The organism is Nocardia sp. NPDC005746 (assembly GCF_040630785.1).
Classification (GTDB): domain Bacteria; phylum Actinomycetota; class Actinomycetes; order Mycobacteriales; family Mycobacteriaceae; genus Nocardia.
The window spans coordinates 119,833-141,535 of sequence record NZ_JBEXYE010000010.1 but is presented as its reverse complement, the minus strand read 5'-3'; the positions used below and the strand labels follow the sequence as shown (position 1 = coordinate 141,535).

General features: G+C 70.2%; 17 protein-coding genes. 10 read left to right on the top strand and 7 right to left on the bottom strand.

Annotated elements, in window-relative coordinates; genetic code table 11:
- The first annotated feature begins 55 nt into the window (after positions 1–55).
- Positions 56–1,390 (top strand): salicylate synthase, encoded by a 1,335-nt coding sequence (locus ABZ412_RS20390; RefSeq protein WP_357282622.1) that lies wholly within the window; start codon positions 56–58, stop codon positions 1,388–1,390.
- A 23-nt stretch (positions 1,391–1,413) separates the two neighbouring features.
- On the opposite strand, the gene ABZ412_RS20385 is transcribed toward ABZ412_RS20390, so the two are convergent.
- Both ABZ412_RS20385 and ABZ412_RS20380 read right to left on the bottom strand, forming a co-directional pair.
- Positions 1,414–2,283 carry an oxidoreductase gene (locus ABZ412_RS20385; protein WP_357282619.1) on the bottom strand — a complete coding sequence of 290 codons (870 nt, stop codon included), beginning with the start codon at positions 2,281–2,283 and terminating at the stop codon, positions 1,414–1,416.
- Positions 2,284–2,309: 26 nt separating this feature from the next.
- Positions 2,310–3,935 (bottom strand): AMP-binding protein, encoded by a 1,626-nt coding sequence (locus ABZ412_RS20380; protein WP_357282617.1) that lies wholly within the window; start codon positions 3,933–3,935, stop codon positions 2,310–2,312.
- A 108-nt stretch (positions 3,936–4,043) separates the two neighbouring features.
- Here ABZ412_RS20380 and ABZ412_RS20375 point away from each other — a divergent pair, with 108 nt between their 5' ends.
- The 4 genes from ABZ412_RS20375 to ABZ412_RS20360 all read left to right on the top strand — a co-directional run bounded on the left by ABZ412_RS20375 (position 4,044) and on the right by ABZ412_RS20360 (position 10,662).
- A complete protein-coding gene (locus ABZ412_RS20375) occupies positions 4,044–7,718 on the top strand; it encodes an amino acid adenylation domain-containing protein (protein ID WP_357282615.1) in 3,675 nt (1,224 codons plus the stop codon).
- A 315-nt stretch (positions 7,719–8,033) separates the two neighbouring features.
- A complete protein-coding gene (locus ABZ412_RS20370; protein ID WP_357282613.1) occupies positions 8,034–8,915 on the top strand; it encodes an oxidoreductase in 882 nt (293 codons plus the stop codon).
- Between the two features lie 41 nt (positions 8,916–8,956).
- The gene (locus ABZ412_RS20365; RefSeq protein WP_357282611.1) at positions 8,957–9,319 is read left to right on the top strand and encodes a PH domain-containing protein; all 363 of its coding nucleotides are present in this window, start codon (positions 8,957–8,959) and stop codon (positions 9,317–9,319) included.
- 248 nt (positions 9,320–9,567) lie between these two features.
- Positions 9,568–10,662, top strand: a complete 1,095-nt coding sequence (locus tag ABZ412_RS20360) for a 3-deoxy-7-phosphoheptulonate synthase (protein ID WP_357282609.1) — start codon at positions 9,568–9,570, stop codon at positions 10,660–10,662.
- A gap of 134 nt (positions 10,663–10,796) precedes the next feature.
- On the opposite strand, the gene ABZ412_RS20355 is transcribed toward ABZ412_RS20360, so the two are convergent.
- Entirely contained in the window at positions 10,797–11,378 is a 582-nt protein-coding gene (locus tag ABZ412_RS20355) for a GNAT family N-acetyltransferase (protein WP_357282606.1), read from the bottom strand.
- 137 nt (positions 11,379–11,515) lie between these two features.
- On the opposite strand from ABZ412_RS20355, the gene ABZ412_RS20350 reads away from it, so the two are divergent.
- The 3 genes from ABZ412_RS20350 (at position 11,516) to ABZ412_RS20340 (ending at position 14,433) form a co-directional block, all read left to right on the top strand.
- On the top strand, positions 11,516–12,457 hold the full coding sequence (locus tag ABZ412_RS20350; protein ID WP_357282604.1) for a sigma-70 family RNA polymerase sigma factor: 942 nt from the start codon (positions 11,516–11,518) through the stop codon (positions 12,455–12,457).
- Positions 12,458–12,517: 60 nt separating this feature from the next.
- Positions 12,518–13,702: a pyridoxal phosphate-dependent aminotransferase gene (locus ABZ412_RS20345; protein WP_357282601.1), complete on the top strand. Its 1,185-nt coding sequence runs from the start codon at positions 12,518–12,520 to the stop codon at positions 13,700–13,702.
- Between the two features lie 86 nt (positions 13,703–13,788).
- Positions 13,789–14,433, top strand: coding sequence for a LysE family translocator (locus tag ABZ412_RS20340; protein ID WP_357282599.1), 645 nt, complete (start codon positions 13,789–13,791; stop codon positions 14,431–14,433).
- Here ABZ412_RS20340 and ABZ412_RS20335 read toward each other — a convergent pair whose 3' ends face one another.
- The 4 genes from ABZ412_RS20335 to ABZ412_RS20320 form a co-directional block, all read right to left on the bottom strand.
- The gene (locus ABZ412_RS20335) at positions 14,434–15,837 is read right to left on the bottom strand and encodes a M1 family metallopeptidase (protein ID WP_357282597.1); all 1,404 of its coding nucleotides are present in this window, start codon (positions 15,835–15,837) and stop codon (positions 14,434–14,436) included.
- 67 nt (positions 15,838–15,904) lie between these two features.
- Positions 15,905–16,543: a LysE family translocator gene (locus ABZ412_RS20330; RefSeq protein ID WP_357282594.1), complete on the bottom strand. Its 639-nt coding sequence runs from the start codon at positions 16,541–16,543 to the stop codon at positions 15,905–15,907.
- Between the two features lie 54 nt (positions 16,544–16,597).
- Complete coding sequence (locus ABZ412_RS20325) at positions 16,598–17,266, bottom strand: DUF3239 domain-containing protein (RefSeq protein WP_357282592.1); 669 nt, start codon at positions 17,264–17,266, stop codon at positions 16,598–16,600.
- Positions 17,267–17,303: 37 nt separating this feature from the next.
- On the bottom strand, positions 17,304–18,962 hold the full coding sequence (locus ABZ412_RS20320; protein WP_357282590.1) for a DNA repair helicase XPB: 1,659 nt from the start codon (positions 18,960–18,962) through the stop codon (positions 17,304–17,306).
- Positions 18,963–19,201: 239 nt separating this feature from the next.
- Here ABZ412_RS20320 and ABZ412_RS20315 point away from each other — a divergent pair, with 239 nt between their 5' ends.
- Positions 19,202–20,764, top strand: a complete 1,563-nt coding sequence (locus ABZ412_RS20315; RefSeq protein WP_357282587.1) for a cellulase family glycosylhydrolase — start codon at positions 19,202–19,204, stop codon at positions 20,762–20,764.
- A gap of 359 nt (positions 20,765–21,123) precedes the next feature.
- Positions 21,124–21,627, top strand: coding sequence for a hypothetical protein (locus tag ABZ412_RS20310; protein ID WP_357282585.1), 504 nt, complete (start codon positions 21,124–21,126; stop codon positions 21,625–21,627).
- Positions 21,628–21,703 lie beyond the last annotated feature (76 nt).

Below are 21,703 nucleotides of genomic sequence, written 5' to 3'. Positions count from 1 at the left end.
GAAAGGTAATGCTAACCTCACTGCCAAGTTAGGTAAGCATAACCTTGGAGGTCTGGTGTCGGTCGCTGACGAACGGGTACGGCTCGAGGGGGAGCAGCGGTGGGGAGAGTACGTCACCGATCCGGTCGCGGCCGTCACCGCGCTGGCGGCGGCGGATCGCTTCGGTGAGTACGTGGTCTACGAACGGCCCGGCGAATGGGTCTTCGCCGCCGACCCGCTGGGCGGCGTCGAGCTGGACGCGGGCGAACTGCGGGTGAGCTGGGACGGACAGACCACCGCGGGACCGTGGTCGGGCAATCCGGCGCAGGCCCTCGACCGCGCGCTGGCCGGGCTGCCACTGGAGGGCCGCAACGCCTTCGGCTGGATCGGCTTCGAGTTCTGCGCCTGGTCGCTGGGCGCGACCGAGCACGTGCACCCGCGGGCCACCCTGGCGCACTTGATGATTCCGCGCATCGAGGTCCGCATCGACGCCACCGGCGTGCGGGTGTCGGGCGCGACGCCCGCCGAGACCGGCGACATCCACGAGCTGATCGCCGCCGCGCAGGACACCGCGCTGCCCGTCGCGTATCCCGTGGACGTCACCCCGGACCCGACCGGCTATCAGGACCGGGTCGCCGCGGGCGTGGCCGAGATCCGGGCCGGCAAGTACCAGAAGGTGATTCTGTCCCGGAAGGTCGATCTGCCCTTCGCGGTCAATATCCCCGCCACCTACCGCCTGGGCCGCGCGAACAACACCCCGGCGCGCTCGTTCCTGCTGCGCCTGGGCGGCCTGGAGGCCGCGGGCTTCAGCCCGGAACTGGTGGCGGCCGTGGATCGCGACCGGGTGGTCACCACCGAGCCGCTGGCCGGGACCCGCGCCTTCGGCCGCGGCGACGACATCGACCTGGCCGCCCGCGCCGACCTGGTGCGCGACCCGAAGGAGATCGTCGAGCACGCCATCTCGGTGCAGACCTCGTTCGCCGAGATCGCCGCGGTCGCCGAGCCGGACACCACCGCGGTCTCCGACTTCATGGCGGTCCGTGAGCGCGGCAGCGTGCAGCACCTGGCCTCCACCGTGCGTGGGCGGCTGGCCGCCGGCCGCAGCCCGTGGGACGCGCTGGAGATGCTGTTCCCGTCCGTCACCGCCTCCGGCATCCCCAAGGCCGAGGGCGTGGACGCGGTATTCCGCCTCGACCACGATCCGCGCGGCCTGTATTCCGGTGCGGTGGTGACGGTTTCCCCCGACGGCGCGCTGGAGGCGACGCTGGTGCTGCGCGCGGTCTACCAGTCCGGTGCGGGCGCCTGGCTGCGCGCGGGCGCGGGCGTGGTCGGGCAGTCGCGGCCGGAGCGGGAGTTCGAGGAGACCTGCGAGAAGCTGGGCAGCGTCGCGCCGTACGTGGTGCGGGCCTGATCCCCGAACCGGCGATCCGAGGGTCAGATCGGGAATTCGACATCCGTCAACCGCTCGGACAGCTCCCAGAGCTGCCGGGCGGTTTTCTCGTCGTGGGAGGCGGCGTTGGAGCCGACCCGGGTCGGGTGGCCGCGCCAGTTGAACCGGTCCGGCCCGTAGTAGGCGCCGGGTTCGACATCCGCGGTGGCCGCGTACAGGGTCGGCAGCGCGCCCATGTCGGCGCTCTGCGCGATCAGCCGGTTGCCGAGGCCGACCAGCTGTTCGAGCACGTTCTGGGTCTCGGAGCTGATCTCGGTGGCGGCGTAGCCGGGGTGCGCGGCGACCGTCAGTCTGGCCGATCCGGTGACCGTGAGCCGCCGCTGGAGTTCGTAGGTGAACAGCAGCATGGCGAGTTTGGACTGCGCGTACGCGCCGAACCGGGAGTAGGCGCGCCGCTCCCAGTTCAGGTCCTCCAGGTCGATGCGCCCGATCAGGTGGGTGAGGCTGGAGGTGTTGACCACGCGCTCCGAGATCCGGTTCAGCAGTAGGCCGGTCAGCGCGAAATGGCCGAGATAGTTGGTGCCGATCTGCAATTCGAAGCCGTCGGCGGTGGCCCGCTTGGGCACCGCCATCACGCCCGCGTTGTTGATGAGGACGTCGGCCCGGTCGACGGTGCCGGCGAAAGCGCGCACGGAGGCCAGGTCCGCCAGATCGAGGGCGCGGATGTGCACGTCCCCGGGCATGGTGGCGGCCACCGCCCGCGCCTTGATCTCGTTGCGGCAGGCCATGATCACGCGCGCTCCGGCGGCGGCCAGGGCGCGCGCGGTGGCCTCGCCCAGGCCGCTGGTCGCTCCGGTGACGATGACGATCCGGCCACTCTGGTCAGGAATATCCGATTCGTTCCACCCACCCATAGGTGAACTCTATGACGGAACGGCTCTCAGCGCGCGGCGAGGGCCTTCTTGTCGATCTTGCCGACCGCCGTCACGGGCAGGGAATCGGTCTGCCGCAATACATCCGGGAGTTTGTAGGTGGCCAGGCCGCGCTCGGTGAGGAAGGTCTTGACGGCCGCCAGCGACGGCAGCTCGCCCTCGGTCACCAGGAACACGCCGACCTTCTCACCCAGGGCCGCGTCGGGCAGGCCCACGGCGGCCGCGTGCCGGACGCCCGGATAGGCGAGCAGATGCTCCTCGAGTTCGTCGCAGGAGATGTTCTCGCCGCCGCGGTTGATCACGTCCTTGATGCGGCCGGACACGATCAGGTGGCCGCTGGGCAGGCGGCGCACCAGGTCGCCGCTGCGGTAGAAGCCGTCGGGGGTGAAGGCACGGGCGTTGTGCTCGGGGGCGCGGTAGTAGCCGCGCAGCGTGTAGGGGCCGCGGGTGAGCAGTTCACCCTCCTCGCCGTCGGCGACGTCGTGGCCGTGCTCGTCCACCACCCGCACCTCGTCGCCGGGGGCGAGCGGACGGCCCTGGGTGGTGCACACCAGGTCGTCGGAGTCCTCGGCGCGGGTGTAGTTGAGCAGGCCCTCGGCCATGCCGAACACCTGCTGCAGGCGGCAGTCCAGGGCGGGGGCGACCTCGCGGGCGTTCACCTCGGCCAGTTTCGCGCCGCCGACCTGGAGCAGTCGCAGCGAGGACAGGTCCGCGTCCTCCCATTCCACTGCCGCGCACCACAATTGGGCCAGCGGCGGCACCACGGCGGTGACGGTCACCCGGTGCCGTTCGATCGCGGCGAAGGCGCTCTCCGGGCTGGGGTCGGTGACGAACGCCATGGCCCCGCCGGTGGCCACGGTGCCGAGCACGCCGGGGCAGGCGAGCGGGAAGTTGTGGGCGACGGGCAGGGTCGCGAGGTATACGTCGTCGGGCCCGAGTTCGCAGACCGCTGCACTGGCGGTGGCGTTGTAGACGTAGTCGTCATGGGTGCGCGCGATCAGCTTGGGCAGTCCGGTGGTGCCGCCGGACACCAGCATGAGCGCGATGTCGGAGGCGTCCACCTCGGGCAGCGAATCACCGTCGGCGGGAATCGAATCCAGGTCGGTGAACGGCCCGGGGTCGCCCAGGATCAGGATGTGCCGCAGGTCCGGGAGTTGTGGGCGGACCTCGGAGGCCAGGGCGCGGTAGTCGAAGTCGCCGAGCCGGTCGGCCGCGATGTAGGCGACCGCGCCGGAAAGCCGGGCCAGATGCTCGATTTCGGCGCGGCGGTGCGCGGGCAGGGTGAGCACCGGGATGATCCCCGCGCGCAGCACGCCGAACAGCAGCGGCAGGAACGCGGGGGTGTTGGGCAGCTGGATCACCACGCGGTCGCCGGATCGGATGCCGAGCTTCAGGAGGCCGTGCGCCATCCGGTCCGCGGCGCGGTCGAGGTCGGCGTAGGTGGCCGGGGCGCGGCCGGGTTCGTCGCTCAGCAGCGCGGGCCGTGTGGGCCACTGCCGGGCGGCGTCGCGCAGGAGTTCCCCGAGCGGTCGGCCCGCCCAGTAGCCCTCGCGCCGGTACCGCTCGGCGAGGTCGGCGGGGAAGGCGACGAATCCGTCGCGGTGGCCCGCGGCGGCGGGTGCGGTCGTTGTCACGGCTCTGGCCTCTTGCTGGTAAGGGTGTCCTTGCATAGGTTAGGCAACCCTATCTCAATGGGTTACGCTTCTGCCCATCGATCCCGTCGAACAAGGAGTACCAGCGGAATGGAGTCACCCCAGGGGCCATCGGCGAACATCGCCCGGGACGAGATCCGTGCCGCCATCGCCGGACACCTCGGTCTCGAACCGGCCGATATCGCCGACCACGACGACCTCATCCAGCTCGGCCTCGACTCCATCCGCACCATGAAACTCGCGGGCGGCTGGCGCAAGCGCGGCCTGGCCGTGAACTTCGCCCAGCTCGCCGCCGAGCCCACGGTCGCCGCCTGGCACAGCCTGCTGAGCGGGACCGGCGAGGAGAGCGCGGCGGAGACCAATCGCGAGGCCGCGCAGGCTGATTCGGGACCGGAGCCGAGTAGCGAGCTCGCCGCGGTCGGCGTCGCGGCGGCCGATGACCTCGAAACCGGCGTCGACGACGGCGCCCCGTTCGCGCTCGCGCCCATGCAGCACGCGTACTGGATCGGGCGGTCCGACAGTCAGCAACTCGGCGCCGTCGCCGCTCACCTCTACGTCGAATTCGACGGGGCCGGTGTCGATCCCGCCCGCCTGGGCGCCGCGGTCGAGGCGCTTCTGCGGCGGCATCCGATGCTGCGCACCCGGTTCCTGCCCGACGGCACCCAGCAGACCCTGGAGCGCCCGGGCCGGGACGTCTGGAGCGTCACCGACCTGCGCGACGCCGCGCCCGAGGCGGTGGAACGGGCGCTGGAGGAGCTGCGGGACCGCCGGACCCACCAGCTGATGGCCGTCGAGGACGGGCAGGTCGTCGATATCGCGCTGACCCGGCTGCCGGAGGGCCGCACCCGGCTGCACCTGGACGTGGACATGCTCGCGGCCGACGCCATGAGCTACCGCATCCTGGTCGCCGACCTGGCGCGCCTGTACCACGGTGAGCAGCTGCCGCCCCAGGACTACACCTTCCGCGAGTACCTGGCCGAACACGCCGGTCCCGCACCGGAACACGCCGCCGACCGCGCGTGGTGGCAGGCCCGCCTGCCCGAGCTGCCGGGCGCGCCGGAACTGCCGCGGGCTTCCGAGGCCGCGGTGGCGGAGCCGGGGGAGCGGGCGGCGCGGACCGTACGGTTGCACCGCTGGCTGTCGCCGGAGGCCAAGGGCCGCATGTTCGCCGCGGCGCACGCCCGCGGCATCACCCCGGCCATGGCCTTGGCCTCGGTGTTCGCCGAGAGTATCGGCGGCTGGTCGGCACAGCGCCGGTTCCTGCTGAATCTGCCGCTGTTCCACCGGGAACCGGTGCACCCGCAGGTGGACGGCGTGGTCGGCGACTTCACCTCCTCGGTGTTGCTGGAGGTGGACGTCACCGAGCCGGCTACCGTCACCGAGCGCGCCCGGGCGCTGCAGCGCGAATTGCACGCCGCCGGAGCGCATTCCGGTTACACCGGCCTGGAGGTGCTGCGCGATCTGGGCCGCCTGCGCGCCGAACCGGTGCTGGCCCCGATCGTCTACACCAGCGCCATCAATCTGGGCGAGCTGTTCGCCGACCAGGTCACCGACACCTTCGGCGACCCGGTCTGGATCATCTCGCAGGGTCCGCAGGTACTGCTCGACGCGCAGGTCACCGAAGTTCGCGGCGGTCTGCTGCTGAACTGGGACGTCCGCTCCGACGCCTTCCCGCCGGCCATGGTCGAGACCATGTTCACCCGCTACATCGACGCAGTCCTGCGCCTCGCGGGCAGTGACGAGCCCGGTCCGGACGCCGCCACCGAAGCCGCCCACACCACCGCCGGTTTCGGTGGCGCGGGATGGGACGCCGAGGCCGCGGTGCGAATTCCCGTGGAGCAGGCGGTGGTTCGCGCCCAGGTGAACGCCACCGACGGCCCGGTCAGCGGCCGCGCGCTGCACAGCGGCCTGTTCGACCACGCCGCCGCGCACCCGGACGCTCCGGCGATCGTCTGGGAGTCCGACCGCGTCGATCCGACGGGTGCGACGGACGGCCGTGAATCGGGCGTCGTCGCAGACATTCTCACGTATCGGGAGCTGGCCGCGCAGGCGCTCGCGGTGGCGGGTGCGCTGCGGGCGGTGGGTGTGCGGCCGGGCGACGCGGTCGCCGTGCAGTTGCCGAAGGGCGCGGATCAGATCCTGGCTACCGTCGGTGTACTGGCCGCGGGGGCCGTGTACGTGCCGATCGGGTTCGACCAGCCCGACCGGCGGCGCGCCGAGATCCTGCGGACCGGTGCGGTCGTCGCGGCGGTGACGACCGGCGGCGAGGTGCCCGGGCTGCCGACCGTGGCCTTGCGCGCGGCGCGGGAGTACCCGGAGCCGTTGGCGCAGGCCGTGATCCCGGATCCGGAGGCGATCGCCTACGTGCTGTTCACCTCCGGCTCCACCGGGCGGCCGAAGGGTGTGGAGGTGCCGCACCGGGCCGCCATGAACACCATCGACGACCTGAACGAACGCTTCGGGATCGGTGTGGATGATCGGGCGCTGGCCCTGTCGGCGCTCGAATTCGACCTGTCCGTCTACGACATCTTCGGTCTGCTGAGCGCCGGCGGCGCGGTGATCGCGCTGGATGAGGGACAGCGCGCGGAGCCGGGCCGCTGGGTGGAGCTCATCCGCCGCCACCGGGTGTCGGTGCTGAACTGCGTCCCCAGCCTGCTGGACATGACGCTGGAGGCCGCGGCCGGGAAACCTGTGGACAGTTTGCGCATGGTGATCCTGGGCGGCGACTGGGTGGACGTGGCGCTGCCGGGCCGCCTCGCCGCGGTGGCTCCCGGCTGCCGGTTCGCCGGGCTGGGCGGGGCCACCGAGACGGCCATCCACTCCACGATCCGCGAGGTCGTGAATGCCGAGGTGCCGCCGGAGTGGTCGGCCGTCCCGTACGGCACCCCGCTGCGCAATGTGCGTTGCCGTGTGGTCGGCCCGTCCGGTCAGGACTGCCCGGACTGGGTGACGGGTGAACTGTGGATCGGCGGCGAGGGTGTGGCCGCCGGGTACCGCGGGGACCCGGAGCGCACCGCCGACCGGTTCGTCACCCACGACGGCCTGAACTGGTACCGCACCGGCGATCTGGCCCGCTATCTGCCCGACGGCTGCCTGGAATTCCTGGGCCGCGCCGACCATCAGGTCAAGATCCGCGGCTACCGGGTGGAACTCGGCGAGGTGGAGAGCGTGCTGCGCGGCCTGCCGGGTGTGCGGCACGCCATCGCCGCTGTGGTGGGCGCGGCCGCGCCGAAGCTGGCCGCCGTCCTGGTGGCCGACGACGGCGTCGCCCTGGACGTCCCGCTGATGTTGGAGGCGGCCGCGAATCTGTTGCCCGCCTACATGATTCCGGATCGAGTGGAGACGCTCGCCGAGCTGCCGTTCACCTCGAACGGCAAACCGGATCGCAAAGCCATCGCCGGGCTGCTGGCCGAGGGCGAGCGGGCGGGCGAATTCGTCGCGCCCCGAACCGATGTCGAGCGCGCCGTGGCCGACATCATCGCGTCGGTGCTGGGCCGCGAGTCCGTCGGGGTGACCGACGACTTCTTCGCCCTGGGCGGCGATTCGGTGCTGGCCACCGCGGTCATCGCCCGCGTGCGGGACTGGCTGGACTCCCCGGACACGGTGGTCGCCGACTTCTTCGCGGCCCGCACGGTCGAGGGTCTGACCGCCCGGCTGCTGGAGCGGGAACGCCGGGCCGGCGCCACCGGCCGGCTCGACGGCGTGGCCCGCCTCTACCTGGAGGTGGCCGCCATGTCCGACGACGAGGTGCTCGCCCTCTCCTGAAGAAGCGTGATCCCCGCGCCCCTTTCACAGGGTGCGGGGATCGGCGGCAGGTGTCTCAGTGCGCGCACCCACCAGGCCGCCGACACGGATCGGCGGGAGCCCTGTTTCCAGATCAGGACCAGAATGCCCGGCAAACCCGCGAGTATCAGGGCGTCCATGGTCGCGGACGCTACCGCTCACGCAGGTCAAAGGGATGAATAGGACACGGACACGCCGCGCTCGGTACCCGCTCGGGACGGGCGGCAAATCCCGCGTCCGGGAACCGTTAACGCCGACATCGGACGTGCGCGCCTCCGCGCCCCTAGACTCGATGCCGTGAGCGGCTGGGACATCTCCGACATCCCCGATCAAGCGGGCCGGACCTTCATCGTCACCGGGGCCAACAGCGGGCTGGGCGCGGCCACCGCGCGAGCGCTCGCCGGCGCGGGCGCGAAGGTGATCATGGCGTGCCGTAATGAAGTGAAGGCGAGAGCGGTGGCCGATCGGATCGGCCCGAACGCCCAGGTGCGCCGCCTGGACCTGGCCGACCTGGCCTCGGTGCACGAGTTCGCCGACTCGGTCGACGGCGCGGACGTGCTGATCAACAACGCGGGCGTGATGGCGGTGCCGCTCAAGCGCACCGCCGAGGGCTTCGAAATGCAGATCGGCACAAACCATCTCGGCCATTTCGCGCTGACCGGGCTGCTGCTGGACAAGATCCGGGACCGGGTGGTCACGCTGTCCTCGGGCATGCACGCCATCGGCCGCATCGATCTCGAGGACCTGGACTGGGAGCGGCGCAGCTATCAGCGCTGGGCCGCCTACGGACAGTCCAAGCTCGCGAATCTGATGTTCGCGCGGGAACTGCAGCGCCGCCTGACCGCCGCCGGATCGGCGAAGCTGTCGGTGGCCGCGCATCCCGGGTATGCCGCCACCGACCTGCAGGGGCACACCGAGTCGATCTACGACACCCTGATGTCGATCGGCAACCGGCTGTTCGCGCAGAGCGCCGAGATGGGCGCGCTGCCAACGCTGTTCGCCGCGACCGCCGAGGTCGAGCCGGGCGGCTTCTACGGGCCCACCGGGCTGCGCGGCATGCGCGGCTACCCCGGGCCCAGCCCGTCCAGCGCGGCCTCCAAGGACGAGGTGACCGCGCGGCGGCTGTGGGAGCTGTCCGAGCAGCTGACCAAGGTCAGCTATCCGTTCGTGCGCCGCTGAACCGAAATCCGGGAGCATCGCTGAGCCGAAAGGCGGGGTTGGTGAGCATTCCATTCGATCGACAGGATCAACTCGACAAGATCCGGCAGGGATTGATGCAGGGCGAGCAGATCCTCGCCGTGTACGACGCCATCGGCGTGGGCACCGGATTCCTGGGGCTCACCGACCGGCGGGTCGTCATCCAGGACAACTCGTTCGTGGGTAAGAAGATCGCGATCACGTCCATCCCCTACGCGCGGATCTCGAGCGTGAGCATCCTGACCAACAAGTCGTTCGCGGGCCAGTTCTTCTCGTCGGGGCACATCGCCATCAGCACCGGGCACCACACCTACGAGGTGGAGTTCCGCGGCGACGACAAGACACGGCACGTGCACGACGTGATCCTGCACTACATCCTGCACTGACCCGGGTATCCCATCAGGTGGGATACCCGTCCCAGTGACCGTGGCGTACGCCACACGCACGAAAATGGATCTCTGGTACAGTGCCAGGCATGCAGCGTCAGTATTTCTGGTTTAGCCAGCCGGCCCCGGGTGGGTCGTGCGGCGTGACCTCGCGCTGACATCCTCCACCCCGAGCCGGACGAAATCAGACCGGCTCCAAGGGGTTTCGCAATTCTCCGTGGGTCGGCCTGGGACAAGGAAAACCACCCATGAGCACCACCGCCGATCTCGACCGGCATGCCGATCTCGATGACCAGCGCACCCTCAGCGTCAGTCCGCTGAGCTCGCCGCGCGAGGTCCGTGCCGCCCACCCGATCGACGACACCCTCGCCGGCACCGTGCGCGCCGGCCGCAAGGCCACCGTCGACGTGCTCAACGGCACCGACGACCGCCTCATGGTGATCGTCGGCCCGTGTTCGGTGCACGATCCCGAAGCCGCCATGGACTACGCCCGTCGCCTGGCCGCCAAGGCCGCCGAACTGGACGACCGCCTGCACGTGGTGATGCGCGTCTACTTCGAGAAGCCGCGCACCACGCTGGGCTGGAAGGGCCTGATCAACGACCCGCACCTGGACGGCAGCTTCGACATCAACACCGGCCTGGACCTGGGCCGCCGCCTGCTGGTCGACATCACCGCGCTCGGACTGCCCGTGGCGTGCGAGTTCCTGGACCCGATCACCCCGCAGTACATCGCCGACCTGGTCGCCTACGGCGCGATCGGCGCCCGCACCGCCGCCAGCCAGGTGCACCGGCAGCTGTCCTCGGCGCTGTCCATGCCGGTCGGGATCAAGAACGGCACCGACGGCGACGTGCAGGTCGCGGTGGACGGCGTGCGCGCCGCGGCCGCCTCCCACGTGTTCCCCGGCACCGACCTGGACGGGCGTTCCGCGCTCATCCGCACCGCCGGCAACCCGGACTGCCACGTCATCCTGCGCGGCGGCTCCAACGGCCCCAACTTCGACGCCGCCTCCTGCTCGGAAGCCCTTCTGCGCCTGGAGAAGTCGTCGCTGCCCCAGCGCCTCGTGGTGGACGCCTCGCACGGCAACTCCAACAAGGACCACAACAAGCAGGTCGACGTGGTCACCGATCTGGCCGAGCGCATCGCGGGCGGCGAGGACACCGTGGTCGGCCTGATGATGGAGTCCTTCATCGTCGCCGGTCGCCAGGACCTCACCCTCGGCAAGCCGGAGGACCTCACCTACGGCCAGTCCATCACCGACGCCTGCATCGACTGGGACACCACGGTCGCCCAGCTGGAGCGCCTCGCGGACGCGGTCGCCCAGCGCCGCGTGGGCCGCGCGTAGGTTCCCGATCCGATAGACCCGCACCCGGGCGCGGCGAGTTCGCCTCGCGCCGAACGCATCCGGCGTGCACACTGAGTTCGGCGCACACCCAGTCCGGCGGGTGTGCGCCGAACGCTTTTCCGGGTATCGACTGGTCAGAGGTCCGCGGGCCAGTGGGGGCTGGGTGTATCCGGATCGGTGCGCAGCCGCCCCGCCACCCAGATGTCGCGGCGGACGCCGCGCTGCATGCCGCCGCCGCGGATCAGGCCCTCGTAGTGCATGCCGATGCGGCGGGCCACGGCCGCGGACGGATGGTTTCCGGTGAAGGCCCGCCACTCCAGGCGCTCGAAGCCCAGCGCCTCGGGATCCAGGCCGACGGCCGCCACCAGTCGCGCCGCCCGGGTCATCACGCCCGCGCCGCGGGCGGTGGGGGTGAGCCAGAAGCCGATCTCGGCGGTAGCGTCGTCGCGGCGGGGATAGAGCGGGCTCAGGCCGATCATCCCGACCACCGGGCCGTCGGCCGCACCGCGCACCGCCCAGGTGGGGCTGCGGGCGGCCCACCCGGGGCCGACGATGTCGTAGATGAACTTCTCCGCGTCGGCGCGATGGTAGGGGACCGGCATGGTGGTCCACGCGCCGATCGAGGGCTCCTGGCACAGGGCGGTGATGGCGTCGATGTCGGAGACGGCGGGCGGCGACAACCAGACCGTGCCGTCGGAGAGGAATTCCGCGTCCATGCGGTCATGCTGTCACGGAATCGGGCGGGCGCGATCGGTAATTCTCGGTGCCCGGGCGCAGCTCTGCCAGTGACCCGCTCCGGCTCTGCCGGTGACCGGCTGTAGCGCTGTCGGTGGCCGGTCGTAGGATCGGTGCGATGGTTGCCGCTCTCCTCGCCGACTTGTTCGAAACGCATCGGCCGCATCTGGTCTCGGTGGCCTACCGGCTCACCGGGAGCGTGAGCGACGCCGAGGACGCCGTGCAGGAGAGCTGGTTACGGCTCGCCGCGGCCCGCCAATCCGAGATCCACGACCTGCGCGCCTGGCTCACCACCGTGGTCAGCCGGCTCTGCCTGGACCGGCTGCGCAGCGCGGCGGTGCGCCGCGAAACGTATGTGGGGCAGTGGCTCCCGGAGCCGGTGGTCACCGCGGTGACGCCGTCCAGCACCCCCGATCCGCTCGCCGCGGTGATGCGCAAACAGGAGTTCCGGTTCGCCGCCCTCGTGGTGCTGGACACGCTGACTCCGCCGCAGCGGGTGGCCTTCGTTCTGCACGACGGCTTCTCGGTGCCGTTCACCGAGATCGCCGACATCCTGGACGTTTCCGTCGATGCCGCGCGACAGCTGGCCACCCGGGCCCGCAAGGCGGTGTCGGACGCGCCGGAACCGGCCGCCGACGCCGAGCACGAGGCCGCGGTGCGGACCCTGCTGGACGCGCTGGCCAGCGGGAACGTGGACGCCGTGGTGGCAGCGCTGCATCCGGACGTGCGCACCGTCGGCGACGGCGGCGGCAAGGTGTCCACCGCGGTCAATGTGGTTGCGGGCGTGGACAAGAACGCGCGCCTGTGGCTGGGGCTGTGGCGCAAGTTCATGCTGGTCGGCGCGGGCGGCGGCCCCGGCGATCCCGCGCCCGGCCGGGAACTCGAACCGGTCCTGGTCAACGGGCAGCACGGCATTCTCGCGCACTCGATCCCGGCCCGGGACGGCTATGCGGGCAATCCGCGGCGGGTGTACGCGTTCACCGTGCGCGACGGCAAGGTGTGGGGCGTCTACGACGTGGTGAACCCGGACAAACTGAGCGGCATCCGGCTTCCGCGCTGACCTGGCTGTGCGGTGAATCACGGCCGCCGGCCGTTCCCGGCGATGGATTAGGCTCCGGACATGCCGCGTATTCCGACCGTCGCCCGTCTGCAGCCGTTCGCGTCGACGATCTTCGCCGAGATGACCGAACTGGCCGTCCGTCACGGCGCGGTCAACCTCGGCCAGGGCTTCCCCGACAGCGACGGCCCCGCGGGCATGCTCGAGGTGGCGCGGCAGGCCATCGCCGACGGCTTCAACCAGTACCCGCCCGGCCGCGGTGTACCCGCCCTGCGGCAGGCCATCGCCGCCGACCGCGCCCGCCGCTACGGCACCCACTACGACCCCGACAGCCAGGTGCTGGTCACCGTCGGCGCCACCGAGGCCATCGCGGCCACCGTGCTCGGCCTGGTCGAACCCGGCGACGACGTGGTGCTCATCGAGCCCTACTACGACTCCTACGCGGCGGCCATCGCCCTGGCCGGAGCCCGGCGCCGCACCGCCCGGCTGGTGCCCGACGGCGACGGCTTCGCGCTCGACCTGGACAGCCTGCGCGCCGCCATCACCCCGAAAACCCGGATGCTGCTGGTGAATTCGCCGCACAACCCGACCGGCACCGTGCTCTCGCGCGCCGATCTCACCGCCATCGCCGAACTCGCCGTCGAACACGACCTGTACGTCATGTCCGACGAGGCGTACGAACATCTCTGCTACGACGGGCACGAGCACATCAGCCTGTCCACGCTGCCCGGCATGTTCGAGCGCACCATCGTGATCTCCAGTGCCGCCAAGACCTTCAGCGTCACCGGCTGGAAGATCGGCTGGGCCTGCGCGCCCGCGCCGCTGCTGGACGCGGTGCTGGCCGCCAAGCAGTTCCTCACCTTCGTCGGCGGCGGCCCGTTCCAGCCCGCCGTCGCCCATGCCCTCGACCACGAGCAGCAGTGGGTGGCCGCGTTGCGCGACACCCTCGCGGAGAAGCGACTCCGCCTCTCCGCGGCGTTGTCCGAGGCCGGTTTCGGCGTGAAACGCAGTGACGGCACCTATTTCGTGTGCGCCGACATCACTCCGCTCGGCGCGTCCGACGCCTACGCCTTCTGCCGTGAACTGCCCGAACGCCTCGGCGTGGCCGCGGTGCCGGTCAGCGTCTTCGCCGACGACAAGGCCGCGTGGAACCATCTGGTGCGGTTCACCTTCTGCAAGAAGGAGGAGACCATCGCCGAGGGCGTGCGCCGCCTCCGGGCCGGCCACCAGGCCGAAGCGGTGCGCTGACCCGGACCCGGTGGCCTCTGGTCGGGGGTCCAGTCGGTGGTGAGTGGACCGCGACAGCGGACCGATGCGGCCGGAGAATCGGTCGCATGATCGAAGCGAGTGCGGTGCTGGGCGTGGCCGCCGCGGCGCTGGGGCTGGTGCTCACGCCGGGGCCGAACATGATGTATCTGGTGTCGCGGACCGTGTCGCAGGGGCGGCGGGCCGGACTCGTGTCACTGGGCGGGGTGGCGGTCGGATTCGGGGTGTATCTGGCGGCCGCGACGGCCGGGATCACCGCGGTCTTCGCCATGGTGCCCGCGCTGTTTCTGACGGTGAAGGTCGCGGGCGCGCTGTACCTGGTCTACCTGGCCTGGCAGACCTTGCGGCCGGGTGGGGCCGGGCTGTTCGCGCCGACCGAGCTGCCCGCGGATCCGGCTCGGCGGCTGTTCACGATGGGGCTGGTCACCAACCTGCTCAACCCCAAGATCGCCATCCTCTACATGGCGCTGATCCCGCAGTTCGTGGTGCCCGCGCACGGGCGGGTCTGGCTGCAGAGCTTGTCGCTGGGCGCGGTGCAGATCGCCATCGCGGTCACCGTGAACGCCCTGATCGTGCTGAGCGCGGGCGCGGTCTCGACCTTCCTGGCCCGGCGGCCGCTGTGGCTGCGGGCGCAGCGATACGTCACCGGGTCGGTGCTCGGCGCTATGGCCGCCCTGGTGCTCTCGGACCGGGCGCGGCCGGTCCCGGCCTGATCAGGCGCGCAGCGGGCCGGGGTAGAGGAACTCGTCGGCCGGACGGTCGGTGCGGTCCAGCCAGGCGGCCAGGAACCCGGTCAGATCGACCGGCGAGCGCGACCCCAGGAAGGTCCGGAACTCCGGCATGGACGCGTTGCCGTACCGGTGCGCCATGACGAAATCACGAACCGCTCCGAAGAACGCGGCGTCGCCCATGGTCCGGCGCAGCGCGTGCAGGAACAGCGGACCCCGGTAGTAGACCGCGGTGAATTCGTTGTCCTTGCCGGGGTTCTGGAGCGCGATCTCCCAGAACTTCGGATTGTCATGGTATTTCGCGACGGTGTCGCGGTACTCGGCGTCGACGTCCTTGCCGTCCTTGCGTTCCGGCCACAGGTAGTCGGCGGTGTAGCTGGCGAAGCATTCGTTCAGGCAGACGTCGGACCACTGCTTCACCGACATGGAATCGCCCCACCACTGGTGGGCGATCTCGTGCACCACGGTGCTCAGATCGGTCCAGGGCGCGTAGATCGGGCGCGACTGCGTCTCCAGCGAGAATTGGAGTCCGGTGTCGACGTAGAGGCCGCCCGCGGTGTCGAACGGGTACGGGCCGTACAGCTCCTCCTGGAAGTCCAGGATCTCGGGCAGCCGCGCCTCCAGGTCCCGGCCCTGGCCCGCGCTCGGCGCGAAGGCGCTCAGCAGCGGAGTTCCATTGGCGCGCCGCTGTTCCAGGAACTCGAACCGGTCGACGGCGACCGTGGTCAGGTAGCCGATCACCGGCTGACGCATCTCCCAGGACACGGTCCGGTTCACGCCCTGCACGGTGTCGGACACCTTGTCGCCGATCGACATCACCTCCCACTCCTGCGGCACCGTGGCGTGCAGGGTGAAGGTCGCCTTGTCCAGGGGCGTGTCATTGAGCGGGTACCAGCTGCTCGCCGAATGCGGTTCACCCGCCACGAACGCGCCGCCGCTGGGCGAGAACACCCAGCCCTCGCCCTCGGTGCCGGTCACCTCGCCCGCGTACTCCACCCGCACGGTGAACGGCAGGCCCGGGAGCAGCGGGAGCAGCGGGGTGACCGACAGCTCGTGCTCGCCGTTGCGGTCGAACCAGGCGGGCAGGTTGTTGACGGTCACCTTGGACACCGCCGGGCCGCTGTAGTCCAGGTTGAACACCCGCAGCGCCTGGGTCGCCACCGCGTCGACGCGGGTGTCCCCGGTCAGCTGATGCGTCGGCGGGTCGTAGGCGATGGTGACGTCGTAGTGGCCGACGTCGTAGCCGCCGTTGCCGTCCAGCGGGTAGTACGGATCGCCCGCGCCGGGCGCGCCCGTCAGCGGGTCGCTCGAATCCGCCTGCGCGGGAGCCGCGTTCGCGCCCAGCAGCAGTACCGCCCCCACCGTCAGGTACCGCCAGTTCCGAAGCATCCGCTCCAGCCGCCCTTTCCACACACACGTACGAGTGCCGACGAGCTGATGCTAATCGGCTGCGGACTCAGCTACCGCTGCCCGACACGGCCACACTCGCCCCCAGGCCGATGATCATCACCCCGCCCGCGCCGCCGACCGCCTCCAGCCGCTTCGGCGAGCGCGCGAACCATTCCCGAGCCGAACCCGCCGCCAGCGCCCACACCGAGTCGGAGACCAGCGCGACGGCGATGAACAGCAGCCCGAGGATCAGCATCTGCGCCGGGACCGGGCCGGCGTGCGGGGCCACGAACTGCGGCAGCACCGCGGAGAAGAAGATGATCGCCTTCGGATTGGTGACGCCCACCAGCATCGACTGCCGCAGCGCCCGGCCGGTGCCGACCGGCTCGGCCCGCGCCTGGAACGCCTCCCGCAGCGCGCGTCGATCCCGGATCGCCTGCACCCCGAGGTAGATGAGATAGAGCGCACCCGCGAACTTCACGATCGCCAGCGCGATCGCGGACGCGGCCAGCAGCGTGCCCAGACCGGCCGCGACCAGCACCATGACGCCGAGGACGCCCAGGGAATGGCCGAGCACGGACAGCAGCGCGGCCCGCCGCCCGTAGGACAGCGCCCGGCCGATGACGAAAAGCACTCCGGGGCCGGGGATTACGATCAGCGCGACGGCCGCGATCAGAAACGCCACCAGATTCGTGACGGGAACCATCACCCCATCCTACGAAGCGGCGCAAGCGAAAATCGCGGGTTCGGAGCGGATCGCTCAGCCGCGCAACTCCTCCGGCAGCTGCTGCGGATCCAGCAGCAGGCGCTTGGCGTCCGCGCCGCGCACCTTGGTGGCCAGATCCAGATTGTCGGTGAGCAGCTTCCACTCGACCTCGTGGATGGCCTCGCGGGCGCGTTCGATGATGTTCAGGTCCCGGGTGCCCCAGGCGATGGGCATGGCGCTCACCGACTGCCACAGGTCGCCGACCGGGCCGGGGGCGCGGTCCACGCGAACCGTCACCGCCGGTACCCGTTCCCCGGTGCGGGCCCGGTGCCCGGGGAGGGAACGGACCGTGCGGGTCACCAGGGCGTAGCGGGGGCCGGGGGCGTTCGGCTTGGCCAGATCGACCAGGGCCAGCAGGGTGGCCCCGTCCCCGTGGGTCTCCGACACCACCGCGGGCACCAGGGCGCCCGCGGCGTAGAGCTTGTCCACCCGGCCGCGATGCGGCATCCAGTACCCGATGAACAGCGCGGTCACCGCGGCGGCCAGGAAGGCCACCGCCAGCAGCCAGGACCACGGGTGGTTGACCCAGATCAGGAACGCGGTGCCCAGTCCCAGCGCGGTGGCCGCCGTGTATGCCCAGATGCGGAGTCGTCGCAGATACGCGACCACCTCGTTGACCGCCCGAGCATGGTCGCGGTCCACCGCGAATTCGAAGCGCCGCACGTACGTCCCTCCCGCCTTATGGAGGCTCTTCCTCCACTTATCCTATCGTCGGACCCAGCAGGTCGTCCGCATCGGTGATGCGATAGGCATACCCCTGCTCGGCCAGGAAACGCTGCCGGTGCGCGGCATACTCGGCGTCCAGCGTGTCACGTGCGACCACGGAATAGAAGTGAGCTTGGCCGCCGTCGTGTTTCGGCCGCAACAGCCGCCCGAGCCGTTGCGCCTCCTCCTGGCGCGACCCGAAGGTGCCCGAAACCTGCACCGCCACCGAGGCTTCCGGCAGGTCGATGGAGAAGTTGGCCACCTTCGACACCACCAGCACCGGGATCTCGCCGCGGCGGAAGGCGTCGAACAGCTCCTCGCGCTCCTTGGTGCGGGTGGAACCCTGGATGACCGGGGCGTTCAGGTGCTCGCCCAGCTCGTCCAGCTGGTCCAGGTAGGCCCCGATCACCAGACTCGGCGCGTCCTTGTGCCGGGCCAGGATCGACTCCACCACCGGCAGTTTGGTGCGCGCGGTGGAGCACAGCTTGTAGCGCTCCTCCGGCTCGGCGGTGGCGTAGGCCATGCGCTCGGCATCGGTCAGGGTGACCCGCACCTCGACGCAGTCCGCGGGCGCGATCCAGCCCTGCGACTCGATGTCCTTCCACGGCGCGTCATAGCGCTTCGGGCCGATCAGCGAGAACACGTCGCCCTCGCGGCCGTCCTCGCGCACCAGGGTGGCGGTCAGCCCGAGCCGGCGGCGCGACTGCAGATCCGCGGTCATCCGGAAGACCGGGGCGGGCAGCAGGTGCACCTCGTCGTAGATGACCAGGCCCCAGTCGCGGCTGTCGAACAGCTCGAGATGCCGGTACTCGCCCTTGGTCTTGCGCGTGATCACCTGATAGGTGGCGATGGTGACCGGACGGATCTCCTTGCGCTCCCCGGAGTACTCGCCGATCTCGTCCTCGGTCAGCGAGGTGCGGGCCAGCAGTTCGCGCCGCCACTGCCGCCCGGCCACGGTATTGGTGACCAGGATCAGCGTGGTGGCCTTGGCCTTCGCCATCGCCGCCGCGCCCACCATGGTCTTGCCCGCGCCGCACGGCAGCACCACCACGCCGGAGCCGCCCGCCCAGAACGACTCCGCGGCCAGTTCCTGATAGTCGCGCAGATGCCAGTTGCTGGACTGGTAGTCCAGGTCGATCTGGTGCGCCTCGCCGTCGACGTAGCCGGCCAGGTCCTCGGCGGGCCAGCCGACCTTGAGCAGCATCTGCTTGATGCGGCCGCGCTCGGACGGATGCACGATCACCGTGTCGTCGTCGATGCGCGCGCCCAGCATGGGCTGAATCTTCTTGTGCCGCAGGATCTCCTCCAGCACCGCGCGATCCAGGCTGACCAGGACCAGCCCGTGCGCCGGATGCTTCATCAACTGCAGCCGCCCGTAGCGGGCCATGGTGTCGACGATGTCGACCAGCAGCGGCTGCGGCACCGCGTACCGGCTGAAGCTGACCAGTGCGTCGACCACCTGCTCGGCGTCGTGCCCGGCGGCCCGCGCGTTCCACAGCGCGAGCGGCGTCACCCGATAGGTGTGCACGTGCTCGGGCGCGCGTTCCAGCTCCGCGAACGGCGCGATGGCCTGCCGCGCCGCGCCGGCCGACTCATGATCGACCTCCAGCAGCAGCGTTTTGTCACTCTGCACGATGAGTGGACCGTCGGTCACGAACACCTCCTGGCTTGATCCGGGCCCGAACGGGCCTTGACCATTCTCCAGGAAGCCACCGACAAAGCCACGTGACCTGCGTCCCGTGCCCGGATCCACGGTCGATGACGCCCCTGACCGGGCCGATGCGTCGTGCGGGATTCGATGAAATCGGTCAAGACCAGAGTTCTGGTGGCTACGATCACTCAAAAATTGGACGCTTGTCCATTTGGACGTTTGACCCAAGGGAACTGAAAAGAATGCAGAGACGCTGGACGCGCGGGCTGCTCGCCGCCGCCGTCGCGGGCGGGGTGATGGCCTCCGCGGTCGTCGCGGACGCCGCGCCCACCGCCACCTCGATCGGGCGGATCCACACCGACGGCTCGCACTTCGTGGACGACAGCGGCCGGGTCGTGCTGCTGCACGGGGTCAACAATGTCGACAAGGAACCGCCCTTCCTCCAGGCGGGGGACGGCCTCACCGTCACCGCGGACGACGCGGCGCTGCTCGCTCGCCACGGCTTCAACACCGTCCGGCTGGGCGTGTCCTTCGACGGGCTGATGCCGACCAAGGGCGTCGTCGACACCGGGTATCTGGATCGGGTCGCGGACATCGTGGACACCCTGGCGGAGTGCGGGATCCACACCGTGCTCGACAACCATCAGGACGGGTTGTCCGAGGTGTGGGGCGGGAACGGTTTTCCGGAGTGGTCCCTCCACGCCCGCCCGGGAGCGGGGGAGCCCAATCTCGGTTTCCCCCTCTACTACCTGATGCCCAGCATGAACGCGGGCTGGGACGAGGTGTGGAACAACTCCTACGGCGCCCTCGACTACCTCGGCCAGGCGCTCGGCGCGCTCGCCGCGAAGATGAGCGGCCACCCCGGAGCGATGGGAATCGAACTGCTCAACGAGCCGTGGCCGGGGAGCGCGTTCCTGTCCTGCTTCCCCAACGGCTGCCCGGGCTTCGACGTGAAATACCAAGCGGCCATGCAGAAGCTGACCGACGCGGTGCGCGGGAGCAATGGCGACCTCATGGTGCTGTGGGAGCCCAACGTCACCTGGAACGAGACCATGCCCAGCAACCTGGGCAAGAATCCGCCGATCAGCGCCCCGAACATCGCGTTCGCGCCGCACGACTACTGCATGCCCAGCCAGATGGCCATCTATATGGGCCTGCCCACGTTCCTGCGCGGCCTGTGCCCGCTGCAGCAGGACAAGACCTGGGGCAATATCGACGCCCTCACCGCGCGCACCCAATTGCCGACACTGGTCACCGAATTCGGTGACGGCGACGCGACGGTGCTGCGCAATACCCTGGTCCGCGCGGACGAGCGGTTCGCGAGCTGGCAGTACTGGCACTATTCCTCCCGTTTCGGGGCGGGCGGGCCGAAGCCGGATCCGTTCCTCGGGGACGTCGGCAAGCAGCTGGTGCGTACCTATCCGCGGGCGACCGCGGGCACGCCCGGGCGGATGATCTTCGATCCGGACACCGGTGACTTCGCCTACCGGTACACCCCGCGCGCGGGGACCACGGAGATCTACGCCTCGGATGTCCACTATCCGGATGGCTACGCGGTGCGGGTCGAGGGCGGCCACGTGACCTCCGCGCCGGGTGCGCGGGTGGTGACGGTGGAGACCGACGCGTCGACGCCGGTGACCGTGTACATCAACCGTCCGGGCTCGAAGGGCGCGACCGTGCCCACCGGTCCGATCGGGACGGGTTCGGCCAGTGGGTCGGCGAGCGGTTCGGCGGGCAGCGGTTCGGCGAGCGGCTCCGCGGATTCCGGGTCCGGCAGCGGATCGGGATCCGGTTCGGCGCAATGATGCGCGAAAGCTATTGCCCCGCTTGTGTAACGAGTGGGGCGCGGATATCGACACACGGCAAAGGGGCGCTGTTGGTCGCGTGCCCAGTTTGTCGATCGAGAGGTAACCATGTTGTATTTCGGCCTGCCGATGCTCAGCACCCTGCCCACCCTGCTCGTGAACCTCTCGTGGCTGGGTATGCGCGGATTGTCCATGCTGCTGCACTGAATCGCGGGCACTGATCGGTGATGTCGTCCGGACATAACCCGGCGTCGGATGCGGGTCCGGGCGGCACACAGGTATTCTCACCGCGTTCACAGCCGTGAACGGTTCGGTGAGAAAGGTTTTCGCTAGTGAAGCTCGCAGGAACGAGGCCGTTGGTGCGTCTCGTGCTCGCCCTCGTGGCGGTGGCCGTGGCCGTGTTCGCCGTTTCCGGCTGTTCGGCGCTCCAGAACGCCAGCAAGTCCGACACCGCCAAGTCCAAGGTCGGTGACTGCATCAATGTGATCGAGGGCTCGGCCACCGACTCCAAGACCGCGCCCGTCGACTGCTCCGACCAGAAGGCGGTCTACAAGGTCGCCGCGGTCGCGGACAAGAAGACCGACTGCAAGGAAGAGCAGACCTCCTACGAGGAGACCCTCAACGGCGGCACCACGGCCTTCCTATGCCTGAGCCCCAACTTCAAGAAGGGCTCCTGCTACAACGAGAGCCAGACCACCGGCTACAAGTTCGTGGCGTGCACGGCTCCGGAAGCCTCGTTCAAGGTGATCGACCGGATCGACGGCCAGGCCGACGAGTTCGCCTGCGACCCGAGCACCGCGATCGGGTTCCGCATCGTCCCCGAGCCGAAGACCACCTTCTGCCTGGGCAACCCCAAGGGGTAGGCCCAGCTCTCGGGACTCGGTCCTCCGCCTCTCCGCGGCCGGGCCTCGCCCCGAACCCGGGAAACCCTCCAAGTTG

Bases quoted from the DNA above. Each gene is read 5' to 3' on its own strand.
- ABZ412_RS20355 (WP_357282606.1), bottom strand. From the start codon at position 11,378: ATGGACGCGGAATTCCTCTCCGACGGCACGGTCTGGTTGTCGCCGCCC.
- ABZ412_RS20315 (WP_357282587.1), top strand. From the start codon at position 19,202: ATGCAGAGACGCTGGACGCGCGGGCTGCTCGCCGCCGCCGTCGCGGGC.
- ABZ412_RS20340 (WP_357282599.1), top strand. From the start codon at position 13,789: ATGATCGAAGCGAGTGCGGTGCTGGGCGTGGCCGCCGCGGCGCTGGGG.
- ABZ412_RS20350 (WP_357282604.1), top strand. From the start codon at position 11,516: ATGGTTGCCGCTCTCCTCGCCGACTTGTTCGAAACGCATCGGCCGCAT.
- ABZ412_RS20360 (WP_357282609.1), top strand. From the start codon at position 9,568: ATGAGCACCACCGCCGATCTCGACCGGCATGCCGATCTCGATGACCAG.
- ABZ412_RS20385 (WP_357282619.1), bottom strand. From the start codon at position 2,283: ATGGGTGGGTGGAACGAATCGGATATTCCTGACCAGAGTGGCCGGATC.
- ABZ412_RS20345 (WP_357282601.1), top strand. From the start codon at position 12,518: ATGCCGCGTATTCCGACCGTCGCCCGTCTGCAGCCGTTCGCGTCGACG.
- ABZ412_RS20330 (WP_357282594.1), bottom strand. From the start codon at position 16,543: ATGGTTCCCGTCACGAATCTGGTGGCGTTTCTGATCGCGGCCGTCGCG.
- ABZ412_RS20375 (WP_357282615.1), top strand. From the start codon at position 4,044: ATGGAGTCACCCCAGGGGCCATCGGCGAACATCGCCCGGGACGAGATC.
- ABZ412_RS20335 (WP_357282597.1), bottom strand. From the start codon at position 15,837: ATGCTTCGGAACTGGCGGTACCTGACGGTGGGGGCGGTACTGCTGCTG.